General features: G+C 51.9%; 17 protein-coding genes and 2 pseudogenes. 6 read left to right on the top strand and 13 right to left on the bottom strand.

Annotated features, from left to right (window positions below):
* Nucleotides 1-103: 103 nt before the first annotated feature.
* Complete coding sequence (locus PMI28_RS07810; protein ID WP_007989758.1) at nucleotides 104-1,243, bottom strand: succinylglutamate desuccinylase/aspartoacylase family protein; 1,140 nt, start codon at nucleotides 1,241-1,243, stop codon at nucleotides 104-106.
* 207 nt (nucleotides 1,244-1,450) lie between these two features.
* Between PMI28_RS07810 and PMI28_RS0128810 the strand changes: the two are divergent.
* Nucleotides 1,451-1,807, top strand: a pseudogene (locus PMI28_RS0128810) (LysR family transcriptional regulator); the annotation flags it as partial.
* A gap of 280 nt (nucleotides 1,808-2,087) precedes the next feature.
* A complete protein-coding gene (locus PMI28_RS07815) occupies nucleotides 2,088-2,453 on the top strand; it encodes a histone-like nucleoid-structuring protein, MvaT/MvaU family (protein ID WP_007989755.1) in 366 nt (121 codons plus the stop codon).
* 115 nt (nucleotides 2,454-2,568) lie between these two features.
* On the opposite strand, the gene PMI28_RS07820 is transcribed toward PMI28_RS07815, so the two are convergent.
* The 4 genes from PMI28_RS07820 to PMI28_RS07835 all read right to left on the bottom strand — a co-directional run bounded on the left by PMI28_RS07820 (nucleotide 2,569) and on the right by PMI28_RS07835 (nucleotide 6,461).
* A complete protein-coding gene (locus PMI28_RS07820) occupies nucleotides 2,569-3,456 on the bottom strand; it encodes a DMT family transporter (protein ID WP_086805309.1) in 888 nt (295 codons plus the stop codon).
* A gap of 339 nt (nucleotides 3,457-3,795) precedes the next feature.
* On the bottom strand, nucleotides 3,796-4,500 hold the full coding sequence (locus tag PMI28_RS07825) for an OmpW/AlkL family protein (protein WP_007989751.1): 705 nt from the start codon (nucleotides 4,498-4,500) through the stop codon (nucleotides 3,796-3,798).
* A gap of 175 nt (nucleotides 4,501-4,675) precedes the next feature.
* Nucleotides 4,676-5,449: an SDR family oxidoreductase gene (locus PMI28_RS07830; RefSeq protein WP_007989749.1), complete on the bottom strand. Its 774-nt coding sequence runs from the start codon at nucleotides 5,447-5,449 to the stop codon at nucleotides 4,676-4,678.
* Between the two features lie 100 nt (nucleotides 5,450-5,549).
* Entirely contained in the window at nucleotides 5,550-6,461 is a 912-nt protein-coding gene (locus tag PMI28_RS07835) for an alpha/beta hydrolase (protein ID WP_007989746.1), read from the bottom strand.
* An 80-nt stretch (nucleotides 6,462-6,541) separates the two neighbouring features.
* Between PMI28_RS07835 and PMI28_RS07840 the strand changes: the two genes are divergently transcribed.
* Nucleotides 6,542-7,168, top strand: a complete 627-nt coding sequence (locus tag PMI28_RS07840; protein ID WP_033063528.1) for a TetR/AcrR family transcriptional regulator — start codon at nucleotides 6,542-6,544, stop codon at nucleotides 7,166-7,168.
* Nucleotides 7,169-7,222: 54 nt separating this feature from the next.
* On the opposite strand, the gene PMI28_RS07845 is transcribed toward PMI28_RS07840, so the two are convergent.
* From PMI28_RS07845 to PMI28_RS07855, 3 genes are all read right to left on the bottom strand, one after another.
* The gene (locus PMI28_RS07845; protein WP_007989744.1) at nucleotides 7,223-8,059 is read right to left on the bottom strand and encodes an AraC family transcriptional regulator; all 837 of its coding nucleotides are present in this window, start codon (nucleotides 8,057-8,059) and stop codon (nucleotides 7,223-7,225) included.
* Nucleotides 8,059-8,607 carry a YbhB/YbcL family Raf kinase inhibitor-like protein gene (locus tag PMI28_RS07850; protein ID WP_007989743.1) on the bottom strand — a complete coding sequence of 183 codons (549 nt, stop codon included), beginning with the start codon at nucleotides 8,605-8,607 and terminating at the stop codon, nucleotides 8,059-8,061. The genes PMI28_RS07845 and PMI28_RS07850 overlap by 1 nt, the downstream gene beginning before the upstream one ends.
* A gap of 133 nt (nucleotides 8,608-8,740) precedes the next feature.
* Complete coding sequence (locus tag PMI28_RS07855) at nucleotides 8,741-9,430, bottom strand: GntR family transcriptional regulator (RefSeq protein WP_007989742.1); 690 nt, start codon at nucleotides 9,428-9,430, stop codon at nucleotides 8,741-8,743.
* 277 nt (nucleotides 9,431-9,707) lie between these two features.
* Here PMI28_RS07855 and PMI28_RS07860 point away from each other — a divergent pair, with 277 nt between their 5' ends.
* Nucleotides 9,708-10,553, top strand: a complete 846-nt coding sequence (locus PMI28_RS07860) for a fumarylacetoacetate hydrolase family protein (RefSeq protein WP_007989741.1) — start codon at nucleotides 9,708-9,710, stop codon at nucleotides 10,551-10,553.
* 161 nt (nucleotides 10,554-10,714) lie between these two features.
* On the opposite strand, the gene PMI28_RS07865 is transcribed toward PMI28_RS07860, so the two are convergent.
* Nucleotides 10,715-11,818, bottom strand: a complete 1,104-nt coding sequence (locus PMI28_RS07865; protein ID WP_238540708.1) for an AraC family transcriptional regulator — start codon at nucleotides 11,816-11,818, stop codon at nucleotides 10,715-10,717.
* Nucleotides 11,819-11,947: 129 nt separating this feature from the next.
* On the opposite strand from PMI28_RS07865, the gene PMI28_RS07870 reads away from it, so the two are divergent.
* Nucleotides 11,948-13,618, top strand: a complete 1,671-nt coding sequence (locus PMI28_RS07870; protein ID WP_007989739.1) for a GMC family oxidoreductase — start codon at nucleotides 11,948-11,950, stop codon at nucleotides 13,616-13,618.
* Nucleotides 13,605-16,043, top strand: a complete 2,439-nt coding sequence (locus tag PMI28_RS07875) for a flavin-containing monooxygenase (RefSeq protein WP_007989738.1) — start codon at nucleotides 13,605-13,607, stop codon at nucleotides 16,041-16,043. The genes PMI28_RS07870 and PMI28_RS07875 overlap by 14 nt, the downstream gene beginning before the upstream one ends.
* Before the next feature lie 6 nt (nucleotides 16,044-16,049).
* On the opposite strand, the pseudogene PMI28_RS29880 reads toward PMI28_RS07875, so the two are convergent.
* From PMI28_RS29880 to PMI28_RS07890, 4 genes and pseudogenes are all read right to left on the bottom strand, one after another.
* Nucleotides 16,050-16,517: pseudogene (locus PMI28_RS29880) on the bottom strand (FAD-dependent oxidoreductase); the annotation flags it as partial.
* A gap of 18 nt (nucleotides 16,518-16,535) precedes the next feature.
* On the bottom strand, nucleotides 16,536-17,360 hold the full coding sequence (locus tag PMI28_RS07880; RefSeq protein ID WP_033063520.1) for a sulfite exporter TauE/SafE family protein: 825 nt from the start codon (nucleotides 17,358-17,360) through the stop codon (nucleotides 16,536-16,538).
* The gene (locus PMI28_RS07885; protein ID WP_007989736.1) at nucleotides 17,357-19,039 is read right to left on the bottom strand and encodes a bifunctional protein tyrosine phosphatase family protein/NAD(P)/FAD-dependent oxidoreductase; all 1,683 of its coding nucleotides are present in this window, start codon (nucleotides 19,037-19,039) and stop codon (nucleotides 17,357-17,359) included. The genes PMI28_RS07880 and PMI28_RS07885 overlap by 4 nt, the downstream gene beginning before the upstream one ends.
* A 36-nt stretch (nucleotides 19,040-19,075) precedes the next feature.
* Nucleotides 19,076-19,960, bottom strand: coding sequence for an MBL fold metallo-hydrolase (locus tag PMI28_RS07890; protein WP_007989735.1), 885 nt, complete (start codon nucleotides 19,958-19,960; stop codon nucleotides 19,076-19,078).
* Between the last annotated feature and the right edge of the window lie 12 nt (nucleotides 19,961-19,972).

Raw genomic sequence — 19,972 nt, 5'->3', positions numbered from 1 at the left:
ATTGTCGGTTTTGTTGGTGAAGCCGCAAAATGCAGCTCGCCAAGGCAGTTTAAAAATTAAGTTTTCGTAGCTTATGGATAGGTTTTCGTACCTACTCTGGTTGTTAGAAAGCGTGCATCAATTGACCCGTAATACGTCCGGGAAGCGGCTCGGTTCCCGCCGCCATGCCTATGCGTTGACCAGTTCGAGCCAGCCTGATGTGATTTCGGGCAACGAGAATGCCATCTACTGGGCTCGGTACCGGGATACGGGGCGTTCCAAGCTGCATATCAAGCGGCAAGATTTCAGCAATAATGTCTCCGCGCTGTACGGACGAGCCGAGCGCTTTTTTCCAGGCAATAATTCCCGTACCGGTTGCTTCTAGATGGGCAACCCCTTCTAGCGGATACACAGTCACCTGCTCTGGTCTGATGGGGTGTTCGGCGTCCTCGTCCAAGCGAATCAAGCCTTCTGCACTGAGAAATCGCAGCAACCCCATCGCATCCTGTTCGGCGATATCGTCTTCCACATCGGCTTGGCCACGAAGCTCGACAGTGGCGGAGAAGCCGAGGTGTTCTGCGTCGACGAACTCTTTTGCATACAACGCCTTCCAGGCTTTGGCATATGCCTCGTCCAGTGGGAATCCACCAGCTTCCTCTTCGAGAAAAACCGCAGTGACGCCCATGCTTGTGGCGAGACGTGTTGCTCGTTTCTGCTGATTGCGGTTGGCGTAAATGTGCAAAATACTTGAGGTATCACAGTGAAGGTCGATGAACAGATCGTGCTGCAGCGCCTCGTGCAATAACAGGTACTTGTTCGCGGCGACAGTTTCCGTAGGTATCGAATCGCCAAGCACAGACAGCATCAATGCCTTCATTGCGCAAGTGTCGTTATAGGCTGGTCGCGTCTTTGTTAGCACGGTCTCCAGCTTGCCAACGATATTTGGGAAGTTGCGGTTGAAATTCTCACCATTGGCGAGATTGAAGCGCCCCGTCAGTTGGCCAAAAACCTGTTGACTCATACCAACAGGATTAGCGTATGGCCTGATCACAATACGACCGAAGATCCGCCCTTGCTGCTCCAGCGTTTGCAGATGAACGAGAAGATGCTGAATCACAAGAAGCCCTGGGTGTTCGTCGGCATGCAGTCCGGCCTGTATGTAGGCACTCCGTTGACTCGAACCACCACTGAAGGTGTGCTTGCAAAGCTTGTGCACCACGCCAGGGGTTTGCGAAGGGAGGGCCATTTCAACGGTTTGAGCCATGCCAGTCACACCTTGTGTGTATAAAATGTCTACCGTGGACTTTATGTCTCTTTTCTTGATGGCGTCAAGTGTTGGTTGGCTTTCTTGGATTGAGCCGTCGGGCCGCACCGGCCTCTATCGCATAGCAGCAGTTGTGCGAATTGTTGAGCGAGAGTAGAAGCGATCGGCTTCGCTATACGCGGTGCTACGACTTGAGGTAACGGTTGAATGCAGCATCTTGATCATTTGTCCTTGCTTTTATTCATCTTGGTGTACGAGGAGGGCACCATCGCGCGTGCCAGCGAACGAGCGTTCATGGCTCCGTCTGCGGTCAGTAAACGGATTTCCGATATTGAGGTGCGCTTCGGTACACCTTTGCTCAGTCGCAGCAAGCGCGGGGTTGAACCTACACCGGCCGGAATGGCATTACTAAGGCATGCGCGATCACTGACGCGAGCGATGGAACGGCTTGATAGCGAACTCGGCGAATACGCCGAAGGGGCTCGTGGACATGTGCGGGTCTTGGCAAACGTCTCGTCGATCATGGAGTTCCTGCCGGAGGAACTGTCTGACCTCATGCTAGAGGAATCTAAGTATTCTGATTGCCTGCTTCATAGTCATGCGTTACGTCAAGAATCCAAAATCTTGACGGGATTACTTACTCGTCTTCGTTCCTGACAAAAAAGGCAGGCGATCTATTACAAACGACGCCTTCGTTCACAGTTCCGTTCCACTGACAAATCTCAGAGGTGGCGCCACTGTAGTAAAATTTCCTTTGCGATTTTTTAAATCTTGCCTGATCGCCACTTCATGCGTAACGCTGAATTGGTGTAACTTTAGGAGACTAATCACATAGAGAGTTCCCATGTCCAAGCTCGCCGAGTTCCGCCAGCTCGAAAAACACCTTGCCGAACAACTCGAAGCTCTCGAGGCGCTGAAAGGCGATGCTGGCCTCAAGAAAGAAATCGAGTTTGAAACAAAGCTCCGCGCCTTGCTCGCTGAGTACGGTTACAGCTTGCAGAACGTGATCAATTTGCTTGATCCACAGGCCGGTCGTCGTGCTCCAGCAGTCGAATCCAAAGCTGGTACTCGTAAGCCCCGCCAAGTGAAGGTCTACAAGAATCCTCACACCGGCGAAGTCGTAGAAACCAAAGGCGGCAATCACAAAACTCTGAAAGAGTGGAAAGCTGAATACGGCTCTGACACTGTCGAGTCCTGGCTGACGAAGTGACTTAGGTTTGAGTACAAAAGGGCCCTGCGAGGGCCCTTTTTTGGTCGTATGAAGAGAAAAGATAGTGCGCCTAGAAGCCAATGTCCCCTGTCGGTGGCGATTGGGATTCGTGAGATCAGTTAGTGGCATTTGCTAAGCGCTTGTCGCTAAGCACCAACCCAATTCCTCCTAACACTGCCAACGAAGTGAGTGCTAAGCGAACGGTAAGGTGCTCACCCAGGATGAGTACCCCGGCGAGAGACGCTAAAACGGGAACACTCAATTGGATGGTTGCTGCCCGGAATGATGAAAGCGAGCGTATCGCCGCGTACCAGATCGCATAACCAACACCTGAGGCAATCGTCCCAGACGCAATGGCGCAAAGAGCCCCCAATAAATCGATTGAAAAGTCATTTACAAAAGGGATCGACGCCAAAAACATCATAGGGACGGCTCGCAAGAAATTCCCTGTTGTCGATGCGAGTGGATCATTCGATTGCTTGCCAATTAGGGAGTAGCCGGCCCATGCAACGCCTGACAACAGCATAATCCCAGCGCTACCAAGCGCAGGCGCGCTTGTTCCGGGTAATAACAAGGCCACAAGACCTCCAATTGCAAGGAGTAGCCCTGCAATTGCGACTCCTTGCATCCTCTCACCTTTGCAGTACCCGTAACCAAGCATGGTGAGTTGTACTGCGCCGAACAACAGTAGGGCGCCTGTCCCAGTTTCCAGGTTCAGATATGCGTATGAAAAAGCAAACGCATAGGCAAACAGAGTGAAAGCACCAAGCCAGGTTCCAGAGGGACGGGAAGGAGCACCTTTTATCGCTAGTAGCACCCAGAGCATGATGCCTCCACTCACCAAGCGTATAAGGGTAAAGGAAGTAGGATCAATTTCTGTATGACGAAGTGCAAGTCGGCAAAGTACCGAGTTGGCGGAAAATGCGAGCATTGCTAAAGCAGTGAGCAGCACTACTTTTTTTGTGCCTTTGAAGTTCGATACGTCAAGTATTTTATATTTCACCAGCGTCCCCGCAAATAAGAATTTCTCCCCGCAGTCCCATCTCCGATGATAAATAATGCTGGGTATATATGGATCTACCTTGATCTGTTTCCAAGGGGGTTGATTTCAACGATACCATTCAGTAGGTAGGGTTGCAAATTGTGCATTTTAGAGAGGTGAAATTCAGTCTTGGCTCTCGCTCGCTGGAGGCTCTAGGGTCAGTCGTTTAGGCATTCCAAGGTGGCTTTACCTCGACCGATCAATCGGCACGCAACGCCGATTGATCGGTCGAAGCAAGGTGAAGGACGAGGGATGCCTTGAGCTTGCCGAGCATTTTTTTTGTACCGGTGGACGAAATATTTAGAACTTGTATCCGATTAACAAACCAAATGCGTCTGGATTAGCCTCGGCTTGAATAGTTCTTTCAATCCGCCCTATGCCTGGTGTTTCAGTGGCAATAGTGGCATTCGTTTTTATCCAATAGTGAGAGTATCCAACGTCGATCACCCAATCGTCGTCAAGCGGAAACTCCGCACCAAATTTCATCACACCACCCCAGGTGTTATCTAGCTTGACTGAGCTGGATGTGCCCCGGAACCCATTTGTGTAGGCGTCAGTCATATGCTTATCGGTATAGAACGTGTAATTCACTCCAGCTCCGATGTAAGGGCGAAACCCCCAAACATCGTGAAAAGTGTATTTAAGAATCACAGCTGGAAACCAAGCTTTAGCAGTAGCAATTTTACCTAGCGCCTTTGCCGTACCGGTAGCATCAACTTTCAAGGTTGGAGGAGCTCCACCTTGTAAAACGAGAGACCAAGGCCCAGAAATTTGACGCTCATATATTACTGCTAGCGTTTGGGTATTGTTAATGTTCGCTGTGATTCCTGGTGGTGTGGTGCCAGGAGGGCCCTCTAAGTCACTTGTACTGGTGTGAAAGTGAATCTCAGCAAAACCTAGCTTCACAGCGTTCATTGGCTCACGGAATTCTGCGTGGGCTTTTGAGCAGAAAAAGGCAAGAAAGAGGACGGCCGCCATAGTATTGTTTTTATTTGCACCGGTCATAGATGTCTCCCAAGGCTAGTTGGATCAGCCTTTTATTAAGTTTATTATTTTGGGTGGCTAGTGACGTTTATTGCAGGAATAGCAGTGCTCATTCGGCGATAGGTTCACTATTCGCTGTCGCCGATTGTTTTTATTCGAAGGTGTGCTTAGGTGTTCTAGTTATATATAATTTTGCTTAGTAGCCGCTTAAATGCTTCATAGCGGCTCGGCGGATATTGTTTGGTAGCAGTTTATTCAGGCTTCGGAGTAGGCGAGGGCGCCAGGTGTCTACTTCCCAATGGATGCGTTTGCGATTCTGTATTGCTTTCCATATGGTTGCGCTTACATCGTTAGCGTTAAGCTTAATACCGATTGATTGTACAATTTTTCCGTCTAAATTTTGCATCATGGGAGTCGCGACAAAATTTGGCATGACATCGCATACATAGATTCCGTGGCGATCCCATTCGATGTTTATCGCCTCAGTAAATCCCTTTACCCAAAACTTGCTGGCCGAATATGAAGCCTCGCTTGGTACGCCATATTCTGAGCTGAGAGAACACATGCTAATCATTGTCGGCTTTGAACTTTTCATTAGATATTGAAGCCCGTGGAAGGCTCCGATTTGTACGCCATTAACATTTATGTCGGTTAGCGCAAGATGTTTTTCAAGTGATATTTTTTCGAAGTCATCTATAAAGGCTATGCCTGCGTTATTAATAAGTACGTCAATTGCTCCGCCGTTTTCTAAAGCGAACTCTTTGAGTGTCGCGGCAAAGTCATCAGGATTAGTAACGTCTAGCCGGCGGTAAAAATGCTCATCACCCAAAAGCTGTTTTAGTTTTTCCAGATCCTTTTCGTTAATGTCGGTCGCGGCAACACGATATCCATTCTTGGAAAACATTAATGCGGTTTCAGCGCCGATGCCTTTGGCTGCGCCAGTGATAAATACGGTAGGTTTGTTATTCATTATTATGCCTTTGCTTGAGGTTCATAAGCGTCAGTTCCAGTTTGGCAACTGTGTTTTTTTGAGCGTAATTGTCCTTTTTTGTGAAGATGCGTTACTGCAGTTATGCGGGGTGAAAGCGTGTCATGCCGCGTGAAACACGGCGTTTAAGAAATGCAATTTCCTTTTCGATGACTCGCTCGAAGGCATCTCCGACATAAATATCAAAATGGCCTTCCTGGCAAATATGAATCTCGGCATCCATAGCTCGTTTGGCGTAGTGCAGTGTCGGGCCAGCAGGGGCAACGGTATCTGTCTCGCAGATGCAGAAAAAAATGGGACAAAAGAGTTTTGTTGTTTTCTTCCCCGGCCGGTAACGCGTGATATTGAGTGCAAAACGCGCCGCTACGTAATTTTTGAAGGGATATTTGGCTGGCACTAAACCGAGATATCCAGATTCGGCATCTTGAGCAGTCATAAGCGCAGCAGAGCCCTTTGGCCCTGCAATTTTGACGGTTACAGGCGTAACACCAAGTAATGAGCGCGCAACGTCTGCTAGACCGAGCACGGTCAATTTGAGCGAGGTCAGCGGATTGACTTTGAAGAATGAGGCTAGGCCGTCGGTGAAAGGACACTGGGCGATTACAGCGGCGATTTTTCCGTCTGCGGCGGCGGTATGAATCACATGGCCTCCGCTAAAAGAGGATCCCCAAAGAATTACCTTTGCCGGATCCAATTCTTTCCGGGCGCGGGCATAGGCTACGGCTGATCGCCAGTCCTCCTGTTGGCTCGCTATGTCCAGGAGCTGCCGAGGTTCACCTTCGCTCGCCCCGAAGTTTCGGTAGTCGAATACCAGACAGGCATACCCAGCCTCGCAGAACCGCTCGGCAAAAGCATCCAAGCGCATTTCTCGTACTCCACCCAGACCATGAGCCATAACGACAACGGGGTGTGGGGAAGGCTCTTCCGGTAAGTACAGCCAGGCGGCGCAGCTTTCGCCATTGGACGGAAATGAGACATCTAGACGTTGGGACATGGTGGAGTCCTTGTTGTTTTTTTGATGCTATTCCAAAATTGGAATGCCTTACAACAAATTCTTTCATGTATACTCGCGACATGACAAAAATCACCTTCCCCACACGCACCCAACGCAAGGCTGAGGCCACGCGGCTAGCAATAATTGAACACGCCGAAGCCTTGATCTTGGAGGGTGGAGCAGTCGCTTTGACACTCGAAGCTGTTGCTGAACGAGCAGACGTTGCGGTGCAGACCATCTACAACCGAATTGGTGGACGATCGGCGTTGCTTATGGCCGTCGCTGAAAGGGCTTTTGAGGAAAACAAGTCCTACATGGATGCCGCTTATGCGGCAGCTGGGACGCCTTTAGAACGACTTCAAATGGCTGCGAAAGGTTACTTTCGGTTCGCCCTTGAGCGCCCAAATGAGTTTCGATTGCTAGCGGATCCTCCTAATGAACCGGAAGCGCTAGCGCGTGTGAGCGATTTGGTAAGGCACCAAAACAGCAAAATGGAAGCTGCCATTGCCGATGGTATTGCTGACGGATCGATTGATCCGACCGTAGACCCATATTTGGCCACTACCTCGATGTGGGCAGCAGCCAATGGCGTCCTGAGCCTAATGTGGCGAGCGGACTCAGCTCCGATAAGTCCGGAAATGATGGAGCGGGTACTGGCGCAATGGATGACCATCATTATTAAAGGCCTCACTTCCCAAGGAAGCTAACGATGCCCGAGCGAATGTCTCCAATGCGGTGAAGGGAATGACCGCGCACTATGGTCAACTGTCTCGTCGATGCCCCCTAATTGCTGTCGGTGGAAAGCCGAACCTATCTCGAAATCGGACAGCAAATTGAGACGGTGTCTGATAGCCGACGGAAAGTGCTATCTGCATCACTGGCTGAGCTGTCGATTGGAGCAGTTGCAATGCAAAAGACATGCGAGCATCGATCAGCAGATTGCTTAAGTTGGTACCTTCCTCAGCCAATCTTCGGCGCATTGTGGCTTCGCTCATCGCAAATGCTGACGCAACGGTTTCTGCGCTCCATTCGCCAGCTAGGTCTTTTTTGATGAGCTGTCTTACTTTCGCTGTCATCGTCGGCGGCCGTGAGTGCTCCAGGCGTCCTCCGTTTACACCCACCCAAACCAAAAGCTCTTGCAAGCGATGGCGAGCAATGATGGGCGGGACGGTCTTGTCCTCCACTGCTTGAATTGCACGGTGAAGCGAGTCCGCAAAATCTGCGATATCGCTTCTCATAGGGAGGGCATTTTTAATGACTGGCAAATCCGAATTGGATTCGGCATTCGAGGCAAACAGCGTTTCATCCCACACCAACCAGTGGGCTCGGTAGCTACCGTCTTCCGCTAGTTTGTTCGTGATATCGAGCGATTGACCACCTGCTACGACGATCGCCTCGCCTGCGCGGATCAAATACTTTCCCCCTGGCCACCGTACAGATTTCATGCCTTTTTCTACGTATATCAGCAAAGGCGATTCAATATACAAACGCTTGAACTCCAGATTTTTTTGCTGGAGAACGACTCCTGTTGTCCCGACTCCAGGTCGGGTAATGATGTTCAGAGCGCTGTAGGAGTCGTAAGCGTTGGTCATCGACATTAGCGGTTACCTTTTACCGTCAGTGTGGCTTTTCCAAGCGAGCTGCCCTGCACCATAAAGCCCAACATCGCCGGTGTGGCAGTAGGCGGTAGTTCGAGCCTATCGACTTTCAGTGCATGAACCGTAATCAAGTAATTATGTGTCTGCCCTTCAGGCGGGCATGCCCCAAGGTAACCAGGCATACCGGTATCGCCCCGCACCTCAAGCGTGCCAGCTGGAAGCTTGCCACCAGGACTGCCTGCGCCTTCCTTTAGCTCGTGTATGTTCCCGGGTACGTTAGCCAGCACCCAGTGCCACCAGCCTGATCCGGTAGGCGCGTCGGGGTCATACATCGTCACCACATAGCTTTTCGTACCCTGCGGAGCACCACTCCAGGAAATTTGAGGGGAGAGGTTTTTACCGCTGCAGCCGAACGCATCAGCGTACTGCGCCTGTTGAAGATGTCCGTTCACAGGGCTGGTGCTTTGCACTTTGAACCCTTGCGCTTGAGTAACCCCTGCGGTCAACGAAAGCGCCAACATGCCAGTGACTAGAAATGATTTTTTCATACCGACTCCGAATGGTTGGAGCCGATATTCTGCAGCGCCAGGTTTTATTCTCCCGTTTGCTACCGCTCGAATTTGATTGCGATCCAGTCAATTTGTACGAACGACAATGCTATTCAAGAGGGTCGACTCAGCACTATTGCTCCTTCATTTCTTGGACACCCTTCAGCCCCTTTATCAGAGCCGAAGAAGTCATCTGAATGTGATGTATCAACAACTCACTGGCCTTGTCCGCATCCTTTGCCAAGGCTGCATCGAAGAGCTTCTTGTGTTCAGCGGTGATGTCCCTATTCCTGGTGGACATCGCTATCGACATCGCTCGATAGCGGGCAGTTTGTTCGAACAGCATTGTTCGCATTCGCAACAGCCAAGTATTTGGGCAGGCGCTGACCAATGCTTCATGAAACGCCTTATGCGCTGCATTCCAACCATCCGCTTCGTACTCATCGCTGGTGTCGGGCCCGGTAATTCTCGAAAGACAGTGGTAGGCCGAAACTAACCTTGCCTCCCAGGCGATACTGCTGTTTTCGAAGGAGTGGCGAAGGCAACTCGCTTCTATCTCGATTCGGGCCTGCGTGAGGTCATTAAGATCCTCCAGCGAGACAGCTGAAATTCGGAACCCTTTTTGAGGTTCAGCAATGACAAGCCCTTCTGAGGTCATCCTAGAAAGAGCTTCTCGCACCGCGCCTGCGCTGGCTTCGTACTGTTCTGCTAGCTCCTTGACGTTAACTCTACTTCCAGGAGGTAAAACGCAGGACAAAACATCTCTGTGCAGGCGTTCGTATGTCGCCTGGGTGAGGCTTTTTGGCTGCCTATCTACCGTCACAATGTTGCTCCCTGGAGTAAAATATTGTTTGTTGCGAAAAATATATTTTATGTCATAAGATGGATTTTCTCAATTATCAGTAGGGGGGCAGATTGTTGAGAGTGCTCCACATTAGGGCTTTCGTTGGATCGTCCACTCAGCACACTGATCCTGATGGCATCACAGTTTTTTCAGGTGCCAGAGCACGGATTGCACCTTGATTGAGGCTGCGCTTCCTTCAATGGCCTCCATCGATGCTCGTTGCCCCACCTTTTCTTAGAAGACAGTCGAGGTAGTAATGAAGCTTTGTCGTTTTGGCCCGCCAGGCAAAGAGCGTCCAGGTTTGGTGGACGCCGAAGGTCGGATCCGCGATCTCTCTGCGCATATCACCGATATCGATCCTTCGGTACTGGCCCCAGCCGCTCTTGCGGAGCTCTCGGAGCTAGATGTTGCTTTACTGCCAGTGGTGGAGGAGGGCGTTCGTTACGGAGTCCCTGTGTCCCATGTCCGAAAATTTATCGCCATTGGACTCAACTACCGAGATCATGCTGAAGAAGCTGGCATGACAATCCCCACCGAACCCATCATTTTTCATAAAGCCATCAGTTGCCTTTCAGGGCCCAATGACGACATCGTTCAGCCTCCTCACTCCACCAAGCTGGATTGGGAGCTTGAGTTGGGGGTAGTCATTGGTAGTGAGGCTAAGTATGTATCCGACGCCCACGCTCTGGACTACGTTGCTGGTTACTGCGTGGTGAACGATGTTTCTGAACGTGCATTTCAGATGCAATGCTCGCAATGGGATAAAGGCAAGGGATGCGACACCTTCGGCCCGATCGGGCCTTGGCTGGTGACTCGAGATGAGATCGCGGATCCGCAAAACCTCGATATGTGGCTGGACATAAACGGTGAACGGCGCCAAACAGGCAATTCGAAAACGATGATCTTTTCTGTTGCGCAGATTGTGTCTTACTGCAGTCGGTACATGACGCTGCAACCCGGTGACGTAATTTGCACAGGCACTCCTCCAGGGGTAGGCATGGGGATGAAACCAGAGCCGCAGTGGCTGCACCCTGGCGATCAGATACGTGTATGGATTGACGGCTTGGGAGAGCAGAATCAGAACGTCGTTTCTGCCAAGTGATCAAGAACTCGTTGAATTAGCGTCTCCGAGCGGAGGCGCTTGCTGGTATTCGAAAATCAATTGCTCACGTCAGACTATGTAGCCGCGTGTTAGCTGGCAACCCTATCGATTTGTTGACGCTATAGATTGAAAGCACGTTAGGTGTTTTTTTCAGTCTTCAGCTAGTTTTTTGAGTTCGAAAACTTGCTCGGTGCCACCCCATGCCATCGCTTGAATGCTTGAGAAAAGCTAGATAAGTCACTGAAACCTAGTCGCTCGGCGATCTCGGTCAGGCTCAGGCGGGAGTCATTGAGCATTTCGATGGCGCTGGAGCTGCGGGCCTCAGCCAGCAGTGTTCGAAATGTGGTGCCTTCATCGTTCAGTCGGCGCTTCAGGGTGCGCGTGCTGATGTGGGTAAGACGGGCTATTTCGGAAAGATCCGGAGGCGTGTTGTCGAAGCTAGATAGGTAGTGCTGCACTAGAGCAGTCATGCCCGAGCGGGCGACTCTGCTTTGCATCAATTTTGTGCACATCTGTTCGCACATGCTTACCGTGACGGCATTGGCCTGAGGCAAGGGGTGAGACAGGAACGCACGATTGAAGGACAGGCTATTGCAGCTGGCCGAGTAGGCCGGAGGGGTACCCAAAAGGTGATCATTGCCAGGTAGGATTGGTGCAGTGGCTCTGAGGGTAAAACGCGACAGTGCGAAGTGTTCACCAGCCAACTCTTTCAGCAGCACCGCTGCTGCAGCCATATCCCGAGCCAGTACAAAGTCTCGCAAGTCCGACGCTAGCCCAGGTGCTTGGAAGGTCAACACACCATCATTGCGTCGCTCTTCATACAAGATGACGGTGAAAGCGTAGGTGAGCGGCAGAAAGCGCAACGCCAGTGCCAAGGCATCACCTGTAGTCGCACTGCTAATCAAGCCGTAACCGAATAGGCCATAGGTGGAGAAGTGATAGCGTGTACCAACTTCAAATCCCAAGCCGGATGGATTCCCCAGAGGCGTCAACAAATTGCTGATCAAGCGTAGCTCTTGGTCGGCGGTCACCTCGACATTCGGATCGCTTAATTGCGCCTGAGTCAGTCCCGAGCCCGCCAGAACAGCAGTAGCTGACAGGCCTTTTTCACGACCGAACTCAAGCTGTAACAAGGCGCTGGCGGGGCCGCGCATAAAATCCCGAAAGCTCATGCCTCTTTGGCCTATTGCGAAAGGTTGGCCCAAATAATAAAGCATCTGGCCCTTTCCAGCATTGGTCTCTTCCCTGATGGGCGTCACCATCATCCGTGTTCGGCTAGCCGTTCCAACAACAATAAAGGCTGTCGTGGTGCTTGGCGCGAATCAGAACTTGCTATTACACGTTTCTGATTAGACGTCCGGACTTCGCACTGTCCTGTGCGTGAGAAAACAATAATGAAAAAGACCTTCGATTACATCGTTGTGGGTGGTGGCTCCGGTGGGTGTGTGGTTGCAAGCAGGTTGACCGAAGATCCGAACGTCAGCGTTTGTGTGCTGGAGGCGGGTGGAAGCGGTCAAACAAGCCTGGTCAATATCCCAGCCGCTATGGTGGCCATGGTGCCGACTTCGGTGAACAACTGGTCGTTTGAAACCGTTCCGCAAATAGCTCTTGCTGGCCGCAAAGGCTACCAGCCTCGCGGTAAGACATTGGGCGGATCATCAGCGATCAACGCCATGATTTATGTGCGGGGACATCAATGGGACTACGACCATTGGGCTTCGTTGGGTAATAACGGCTGGGCGTTCAGAGACGTGCTGCCTTACTTTCGCCTCAGCGAACACAACGAGCGAATCGATAACGAATGGCACGGTCGAGACGGGCCGTTGTGGGTAAGCGATCTACGTTCCGACAACCCGTTTCAGCAGCGATTTCTGGACGCGGCCCGTCAGACCGGGTTGCCGCTCAACGACGATTTCAACGGTGCCGAGCAGGAAGGCGTAGGTATTTACCAGGTGACGCAAAAGCATGGTGAGCGTTGTAGTGCAGCGCGAGCCTATCTTCTTCCTCATATAGGTGTACGCAACAATCTTACGGTGGAAACCCGGGCACAGGTTCAACGCATTCTATTCGAAGGTACCCGCGCCGTAGGTGTGGAAGTTCTTCAACATGGCCAAATTCATGTGTTAAGGGCACATCGGGAAGTAATCCTTGCCGCCGGAGCCTTTCAGACGCCACAACTGTTGATGCTTTCTGGTGTGGGGCCGGAGGCAGAACTGCAACGCCACGGCATCAAAGTCCTGCTGAATCTTCCAGGGGTAGGCCAGAACCTGCAGGATCACCCGGATTTTGTCTTCGTTTACAAAACACCCAGCCTCGACGCAATGGGCCTCTCCATGGGCGGCGGTGCGAAGCTGCTGAAAGAGGCAGTCCGTTTTCGAAATGAGCGTCGGGGCATGTTGACCTCGAACTTTGCCGAAGGCGGGGCGTTTCTTAAAACTCGCGAGGCTTTGGACAAGCCGGATATTCAACTGCATTTCGTCGTCGCGCCGGTCGAGGATCATGCCCGCAAATTGCGACTCGGTCATGGACTTTCCTGCCATGTTTGCCTTCTGCGACCACGCAGTCGCGGTGCGGTGTCGCTGGCCAGCAATGACCCGCAAGCGAGGCCATTGATTGATCCGGCCTTTCTTCAGGATCCACAAGATCTTGAAGACATGGTCGCGGCGTTCAAAATCACCCGTCAGCTGATGCAGGCTCCCGCTCTTGCCAGTTGGATCACTCAAGATCTGTATACCGCAGAAATCGGCACCGATGAGCAGATCCGCGCCATTCTACGACGTCGTACCGACAGCGTTTATCACCCAGTGGGCACCTGCCGGATGGGCATTGACGCACTTGCTGTGGTGGACTCGAAGCTGCGGGTGCATGGGTTACAGGGCTTACGCATTGTCGATGCTTCCATCATGCCGACCCTTATAGGCGGCAATACTAACGCGCCGACAATCATGATCGCTGAGAAAGCCGCTGATCTAATTCGGGGTATTCAACGGGTGAAATCGTCCGTGGAGCCGCAAGACTCGACCATCGCCAATAACAAGAATGAGGCACCTTATGTCGTTGCATGATTTTGATGTCGACCTTGAGTCCGTAATGCCCCTGACCGCCATCATCATCGGAACCGGCTTCGCTGGCATCGGCATGGCGATTGCGTTGCAAAAGGCCGGCGTCGAGAACTTCGTCATCCTGGAAAAAAAACATGATGTAGGTGGTGTCTGGCGGGACAACACTTATCCCGGTGCAGCGTGTGACGTACCCTCACATTTATATTCGTTTTCGTTTGAGCCAAATCCGGGCTGGAGCCGGGTGTTCGCTCCGCAGGGAGAAATTCATAACTACCTGCAACGCTGCGCCGACAAATATGGGTTGAGTAAATACATCCGTTTTGGCGCCGAAGTCGTCTCTGCTGAATTCGATGAAGCGACTTCTATGTGGCAGGTCATACAGAAAGACGGAACTGTACTGACTGCTTCGTTGCTGATCAGCGGCACTGGGCAGCTGAGCCGCCCGGCCTTTCCCAAATTGGCGGGCATGGATAATTTCAAAGGGCACATCTTTCACTCGGCCAATTGGGATCACGGCTACTCGCTGGCTGGTAAGCGAGTAGCGGTAGTCGGTACCGGGGCCTCTGCAATTCAGTTTGTGCCGGCCATTGCCGGCCAAGTGGAGCACTTGAAGGTTTTTCAGCGCTCTCCCGCGCACGTGATGCCACGTCCCGACCGCGCGTACTCCGAACGAGAAAAAGCCCTGCTACGCAATGTTCCCTGGTTGATGAGCGCTTACCGTGCATCAATATATCTACGGTATGAATCACGAGCTCTGGCGTTTACACGTTTCAAGTCTTTGATGAAGTGGGCGGTCGGTATTCCATTTCGCAAACTGCTGACCGAGCAGGTGACTGATCCCGCGCTGCGGCAGAAACTTACTCCTGATTATCCGTTCGGCTGCAAACGCATTTTGCTGTCTAGCGAATACCTTAAGACCATGAGTCGGCCCAACGTGGAGTTGGTCACGGACGGTATTGTCCGGGTTACGGAGAACGGAATTGAAACGGCGGACGGCAGACGGCATGAGGTCGATGTGATCGTCTACGGCACCGGATTCGCGGCCACTGAATTTTTGTCTCCGATGCGCATTGTCGGGCGTAGTGGAGTAAACCTTAACCAGGCTTGGCGCGACGGTACCCGTGCTTATCTTGGACTAGCGGTTCCGAACTTTCCCAATTTTTTCATGCTGTACGGCCCAAATACCAACCTTGGCCACAACTCGATCGTGTATATGCTTGAAAGCCAGATTGCACACATCATGCGATGCTTGCGCACTTTGAAAGCAACAAAGACGAACACAATTGAGGTCGATCAGAGAGCGTATGACCGTTTCTACCAACAGACCCAGAACCGCCTGGCCAACACGGTGTGGAACGGCTGCAAGAGCTGGTACGTCGATGACGACGGCAACAACAGCACTAATTGGCCAGGCTTCACCTTAAGCTATCGCTGGCTGACGCGATTCTCTGCTTTGCACGCGTACCGCTTTAGCCGTCAGTTCGAACATGGCGCCCTGATAGCGGAATCACGAGATTGGCTTGAAGTGTTGAAAACACGTTTTTTGCGAGGCTTCTTGCGCAGCACATTTCGGTCATTGATCGGGCCGGGATTGGGTGTTGTCGCGCAAAGAAGGGTGGTCAGGGGGCTTTCCCGACTAATGCCCGGTACCACGGGTGTGATCCGCTATTCCCAACGGGTCAATGGCGTTCCCGTACAGGTGGTTGCTCCTAAGCAAGGTGAAAGCGGCAGTGTCATTTTGTACCTGCACGGTGGAGCTTTTTGCCTTGGCTCCCCGGATACGCACTGGAGCATCACGAGTCGCTTGGCCAAGGCATCCAGGATGTCGGTATGGGCTGCGAATTACCGATTGGCTCCAGAGCATCCCTGCCCAGCAGCACTGCAAGATGCGCTGGCATGCTATGAAGCCTTGCGCTCTCAAGGTTATGCCACCAACCGGATTTTTCTGGCAGGCGATTCGGCGGGCGCTGCGTTGGTGTTGGCCTTGGCCCTCAAGCTTCGGGATCGTTACGAGCGGTTTGCCGCAGGACTGCTATTGATGTCACCGGTAACCGACGAGCACTTGACTGGCGCCTCAATGACGTCGCGACTTAAGGAAGACCCCATGATTCGTCGCGATTGGCTTGAGCAGGGGCTAGGTTGGTATACCTCCGATGAGGCGACGAGCAGTCCATTGCGAATGGATCTGCAAGGACTGCCTCCGATGCTGGTTCAGGTTGGCGACCATGAACTGCTGTTATCCGATTCCATACGTTTAGCCGAACAAGCACTTAACAGTGGGGTGAATTGTCGGCTGGAGGTATACGCGGCACGGTGGCACGTCTTTCAACTTCAGGCCTTTTACTTGCGTTCAGCGGCCAAAGCACTGAACACGTTGGGTGAGTTTGCCCGTGAGAAACAATCAAGCGTGGAGCCAACGGGGTCGTGAAAACCGGCCTACCATTTGGTAGCCCACCACCTTTTCGGTTTTAGCGTCCACCACCAATTTAATCAGTATGCGCTCCTGGAACACAGTCAGGGCCAGGTTCATGGGGCGGATACGGCTTTCGAAGATCACCACGTCATGGTCGGCATCCCGAGCCTCTTCCTCGGTAAAGCCGACCGTGCCGATATTAGGCAAGCTAAATACACCGGTCGGGACATCTTGTAGTCGACGGGGCGATATTACTCAGGCCTGAACAAGCGTCGCGCAACCGCCATACCTTCAGTCAGAGCGACTGGCGTCAATTGAACACGACCAGTCACATCGCCCAAAGCGAGGATGGATGGCTCCTTCCGATACTGTTCGTCGACCTCGACGAAACCGTTGTTGTCGAGTTAGACGCTCTGTTCCCAGACCAATATTGTCGAGCATCGGACGCCGACCGGTGGCGTAGAACACGCAGTCCGCCTTAAGCTGTCTTAACGTGTTGAAGACGCTTTACGGACTGAAACCAAATACACTGGCTCCCAGCATGATGGCAGCTACGATTCCTACTATGGAGAACGCTTGTTGTAAACGAGGAACGGCCAGCTTGTGAGCTAGCTGCCTTCCCGCGAATAACCCTAAAACTGCACCGGCGGCAAACGGTACTGCTGCTTGCCAATACATTACGCCGCTAATCGCGGCGGCAGACACTCCACCGATTGAAACCAAGGCGATCACTGCAAGAGACGTTGCGACGATACTTTTCATTTCCAGATTGGTGTATCTCGTCAGGGCTGGAATAATTACGAATCCTCCCCCGACCCCCAGCAAGCCTGATAGCAATCCCGATGTAAAACCGGTTAACGCCAATACCCGTGCGCAGGGCAACGTCCAACGCAATCGCCCCTTTGCCGGGTTCAGCACGCACGGCAATACCTCGCGTCGCGGAGCTGCACCACCATTACGAATTTCCCGACTTGCATTGCGCAGCATGCGCACGCTTGCGTAGACCAATACCACCGAAAACACCAGCGCGAGCGGCTTGTTGGGAATGCGTTGCGCAAGGTGTAAGCCTAATGGCGCAGCAACGATTCCGATCGACGAAATGAAAGCGGCTGCTTTATATCGAACCACTCCCTGCTTCAATCCCAGCACTGCACCAACGCTGGCAGCTAGAGCAACTGCTAATAACCCGACCGGGGCCGCCTGGGTCATTGATAGGCCTAGGCCGAAAACCAATACAGGAACGGCGAGGATTCCCCCGCCTGCACCGGTCATGGCCAAAACACCTCCAATAACCGCGCCTAAAACAATGGCCAGCATGCTGTACTCATTCATTTTTGGCGCTCTGCCTCACTTACTTCTGCATCAGCGAACCATTCACGTCCTTTCAACATGCAATGCCAGTAAAACGGAGGAAGAATTCTCTCTTTTAGAAACCAACTCAAACGAGAAGGTTTGCGCCCATCCAGGAACCAGGTGGCGAACGTTGGTGCTAGCTTTCCGCCGTAGAGGAACTCTGCCAAGACAACTTTTCCACGCTCAACCGTCAGAGGGCAGGAGCCATAGCCGTTATACGCAGCTGGACGCTGCTTCATCCCAAGGTTAACCAGGACATTGTTCGCTACAACCGGCGCTTGTTTTCGTGCAGCCGCCATGGTTTTCGCATTGGTGGTATTCACCACATCTCCTAACGCCCAAACGTTGGAAAATTTTCGGTGAGCCAGTGTTGTGGGATCTACATCGACCCATCCCGCATCATCCACTAGTGGGCTTGAGCGAATAAAGTCAGGAGCAACCTGCGGAGGCACGACGTGGAGGATGTCAAATGACTCCTGCAGGGTTTCGGTGTTTCCATCTTTATCGGTGCGTTCGAATGTCGCTTGTTTGTTGGGGCCATCCACGGCAACGAGCTTGTGGCTGAACTTCAAGTCGACCGCATATTTTTTCATGTACGACATGAGGGCAGGGACGTAGTCGGCGACGCCGAATAGCACGCCGCCGGCATTGAAAAATTGTGTTTCTATCTGCGCTTGGCGATTGTTTTTCAGCCAGTAATCGCATGACAGATAGAGTGCTTTCTGAGGCGCACCCGCGCATTTTATTGGTATGGGGGGTTGAGTAAAAAGCGCTTTTCCTGTGTTGAGTTCCTGGACAAGTTTCCAGGTATAAGGCGCGAGATCGTAGCGATAATTCGAGGTTACGCCGTTGGAGCCTAACGTTTCAGTCAGTCCTTTGATGGCCGACCAGTCAAGCTTCAATCCAGGGCAGACGACAAGCTGGTCGTACTGAATAACCCTGCCGCCATCGAGGACGACAGCATTGGCCTGTGGGTCGAAAGCAGTTACCGCTGCTTTGATCCACGTCACACCTCTAGGTATGACAGATGCCATCGTCCTTACGGTAGATTCAGCCTCGAAGATACCTCCGCCGACCATAGTCCACCCAGGTTGATAGTAGTGCGCGTCGGCAGGGTCGATTAATGCGATATCCAGATTAGGCTCTCGTGCCTTTAGGCTGGATGCGGTGGCGATGCCTGCCGAACCAGCACCGACTATGACGATCTGGTGATGAGTCGTAGCCATTGCATTAACGGTGCGACCACCATTGTTGATTCTGCGTACAAGAGAACTGATATCAACCTTTGCGCTTTTGGTTTTTTCTAGAATGGCGGACAGACTCTGCTTACCTGACTCAGAAAGAGCCCAGAGCATTGCTGAGCGAGTGCCTGTTCTACAGTAAGCAACCACTGGCTTTGGCGCGTCTTGCAAAATTGCGACGAAGGACTCCACCGTGTCATCAGCGATGGCCGACGCTTGGGTGGGCAGGTAGTGAAACGTGATGCCTTCTGCTTCGGCTGCTTGGCGGATCGTTACATGTGTTGGCTGGTCGGGTGCCTCGCCATCCGGCCTGTTGCAAATGAGAGTACGAATCCCGAGCTCAGCCAGTTGCTTCACATCGACAACAGTGAGTTGCGGCGAAATAGAAAAATCCGAACTTAATTTATAAATATTCATATTATTATCCGTTGATAACTACGCAAGGTTAAAGCGTTAAAGCGTGTTGAGCGGTATTTTCAGATAGCGGATTCCATTCGTCTCTGGCTCTGGCATGTTGCCGCCACGCATATTGATTTGGACGGATGGCAGTATCAGCATTGGCATGTCGAGAGTTGCATCACGTGTTTCTCGCATATTCACAAATGCATCTTCGCTTGTACCTTCGCGAACATGGATATTTTCATGCTTTTGTGCTTTTACACTGGTGATAAACGCAAGCGGTCGGCCATTCGGACGATAATCGTGGCACATGAAAATGTGGGTTGATTCAGGAAGCGCCAAAATCTTATGTATTGACCGAAAGAGTGTTCTGGCGTCCCCTCCAGGGAAGTCGCATCTTGCTGTGCCGTAATCGGGCATGAACAATGTATCGCCCACGAATGCGAGCCCTGCTTGTTCATCCTGGATAAGATAGGTCATACAGGCTGGTGTGTGCCCAGGCGTATGCAATGCTTTCGCGGTTAAGCTGCCAATATGAAACGTATCGTTATCATCAAACAAAATATCAAACTGATCGGAACCGCCTCTAAGCTCATCTTCCGTATGGAACAAGTGACTAAAGACTTCTTGAACGTCTTTTATTCTGTTTCCGATGCCTATCTTGCCGCCTAACCGTTGTTTCAAATATTGAGCAGCGGTCAGATGATCGGCATGTAAATGTGTCTCAAGGATCCACTCAACGGATGCACCTAACTCCGTCACACGCGCTACGATTTTGTCAGCTGATTCAGTTTTTGTACGGCCCGATTTTGGATCGTAATCAAGCACGCTGTCGATCAACGCGCACCGCAGTGTTGAGCGATCAAGCAAAAGATAGCTAAAGGTTGATGTCGCCTCGTCAAAGAATTCTTCAACCAGTATTTTTTCGCCGAAATGCATTGGATAGCTCCT

The sequence above is a fragment of the Pseudomonas sp. GM48 genome, assembly GCF_000282335.1.
GTDB lineage: Bacteria > Pseudomonadota > Gammaproteobacteria > Pseudomonadales > Pseudomonadaceae > Aquipseudomonas.
This window is presented reverse-complemented; position numbering and strand designations above follow the sequence as displayed.

Bases quoted from the DNA above. Each gene is read 5' to 3' on its own strand.
- PMI28_RS07845 (WP_007989744.1), bottom strand. From the start codon at position 8,059: ATGTCGATGACCAACGCTTACGACTCCTACAGCGCTCTGAACATCATT.
- PMI28_RS07885 (WP_007989736.1), bottom strand. From the start codon at position 19,039: ATGAATATTTATAAATTAAGTTCGGATTTTTCTATTTCGCCGCAACTC.
- PMI28_RS07840 (WP_033063528.1), top strand. From the start codon at position 6,542: ATGACAAAAATCACCTTCCCCACACGCACCCAACGCAAGGCTGAGGCC.
- PMI28_RS07890 (WP_007989735.1), bottom strand. From the start codon at position 19,960: ATGCATTTCGGCGAAAAAATACTGGTTGAAGAATTCTTTGACGAGGCG.
- PMI28_RS07860 (WP_007989741.1), top strand. From the start codon at position 9,708: ATGAAGCTTTGTCGTTTTGGCCCGCCAGGCAAAGAGCGTCCAGGTTTG.
- PMI28_RS07865 (WP_238540708.1), bottom strand. From the start codon at position 11,818: ATGATGGTGACGCCCATCAGGGAAGAGACCAATGCTGGAAAGGGCCAG.
- PMI28_RS07835 (WP_007989746.1), bottom strand. From the start codon at position 6,461: ATGTCCCAACGTCTAGATGTCTCATTTCCGTCCAATGGCGAAAGCTGC.
- PMI28_RS07815 (WP_007989755.1), top strand. From the start codon at position 2,088: ATGTCCAAGCTCGCCGAGTTCCGCCAGCTCGAAAAACACCTTGCCGAA.
- PMI28_RS07880 (WP_033063520.1), bottom strand. From the start codon at position 17,360: ATGAATGAGTACAGCATGCTGGCCATTGTTTTAGGCGCGGTTATTGGA.
- PMI28_RS07875 (WP_007989738.1), top strand. From the start codon at position 13,605: ATGTCGTTGCATGATTTTGATGTCGACCTTGAGTCCGTAATGCCCCTG.
- PMI28_RS07810 (WP_007989758.1), bottom strand. From the start codon at position 1,243: ATGGCTCAAACCGTTGAAATGGCCCTCCCTTCGCAAACCCCTGGCGTG.
- PMI28_RS07825 (WP_007989751.1), bottom strand. From the start codon at position 4,500: ATGACCGGTGCAAATAAAAACAATACTATGGCGGCCGTCCTCTTTCTT.
- PMI28_RS07850 (WP_007989743.1), bottom strand. From the start codon at position 8,607: ATGAAAAAATCATTTCTAGTCACTGGCATGTTGGCGCTTTCGTTGACC.
- PMI28_RS07830 (WP_007989749.1), bottom strand. From the start codon at position 5,449: ATGAATAACAAACCTACCGTATTTATCACTGGCGCAGCCAAAGGCATC.
- PMI28_RS07870 (WP_007989739.1), top strand. From the start codon at position 11,948: ATGAAAAAGACCTTCGATTACATCGTTGTGGGTGGTGGCTCCGGTGGG.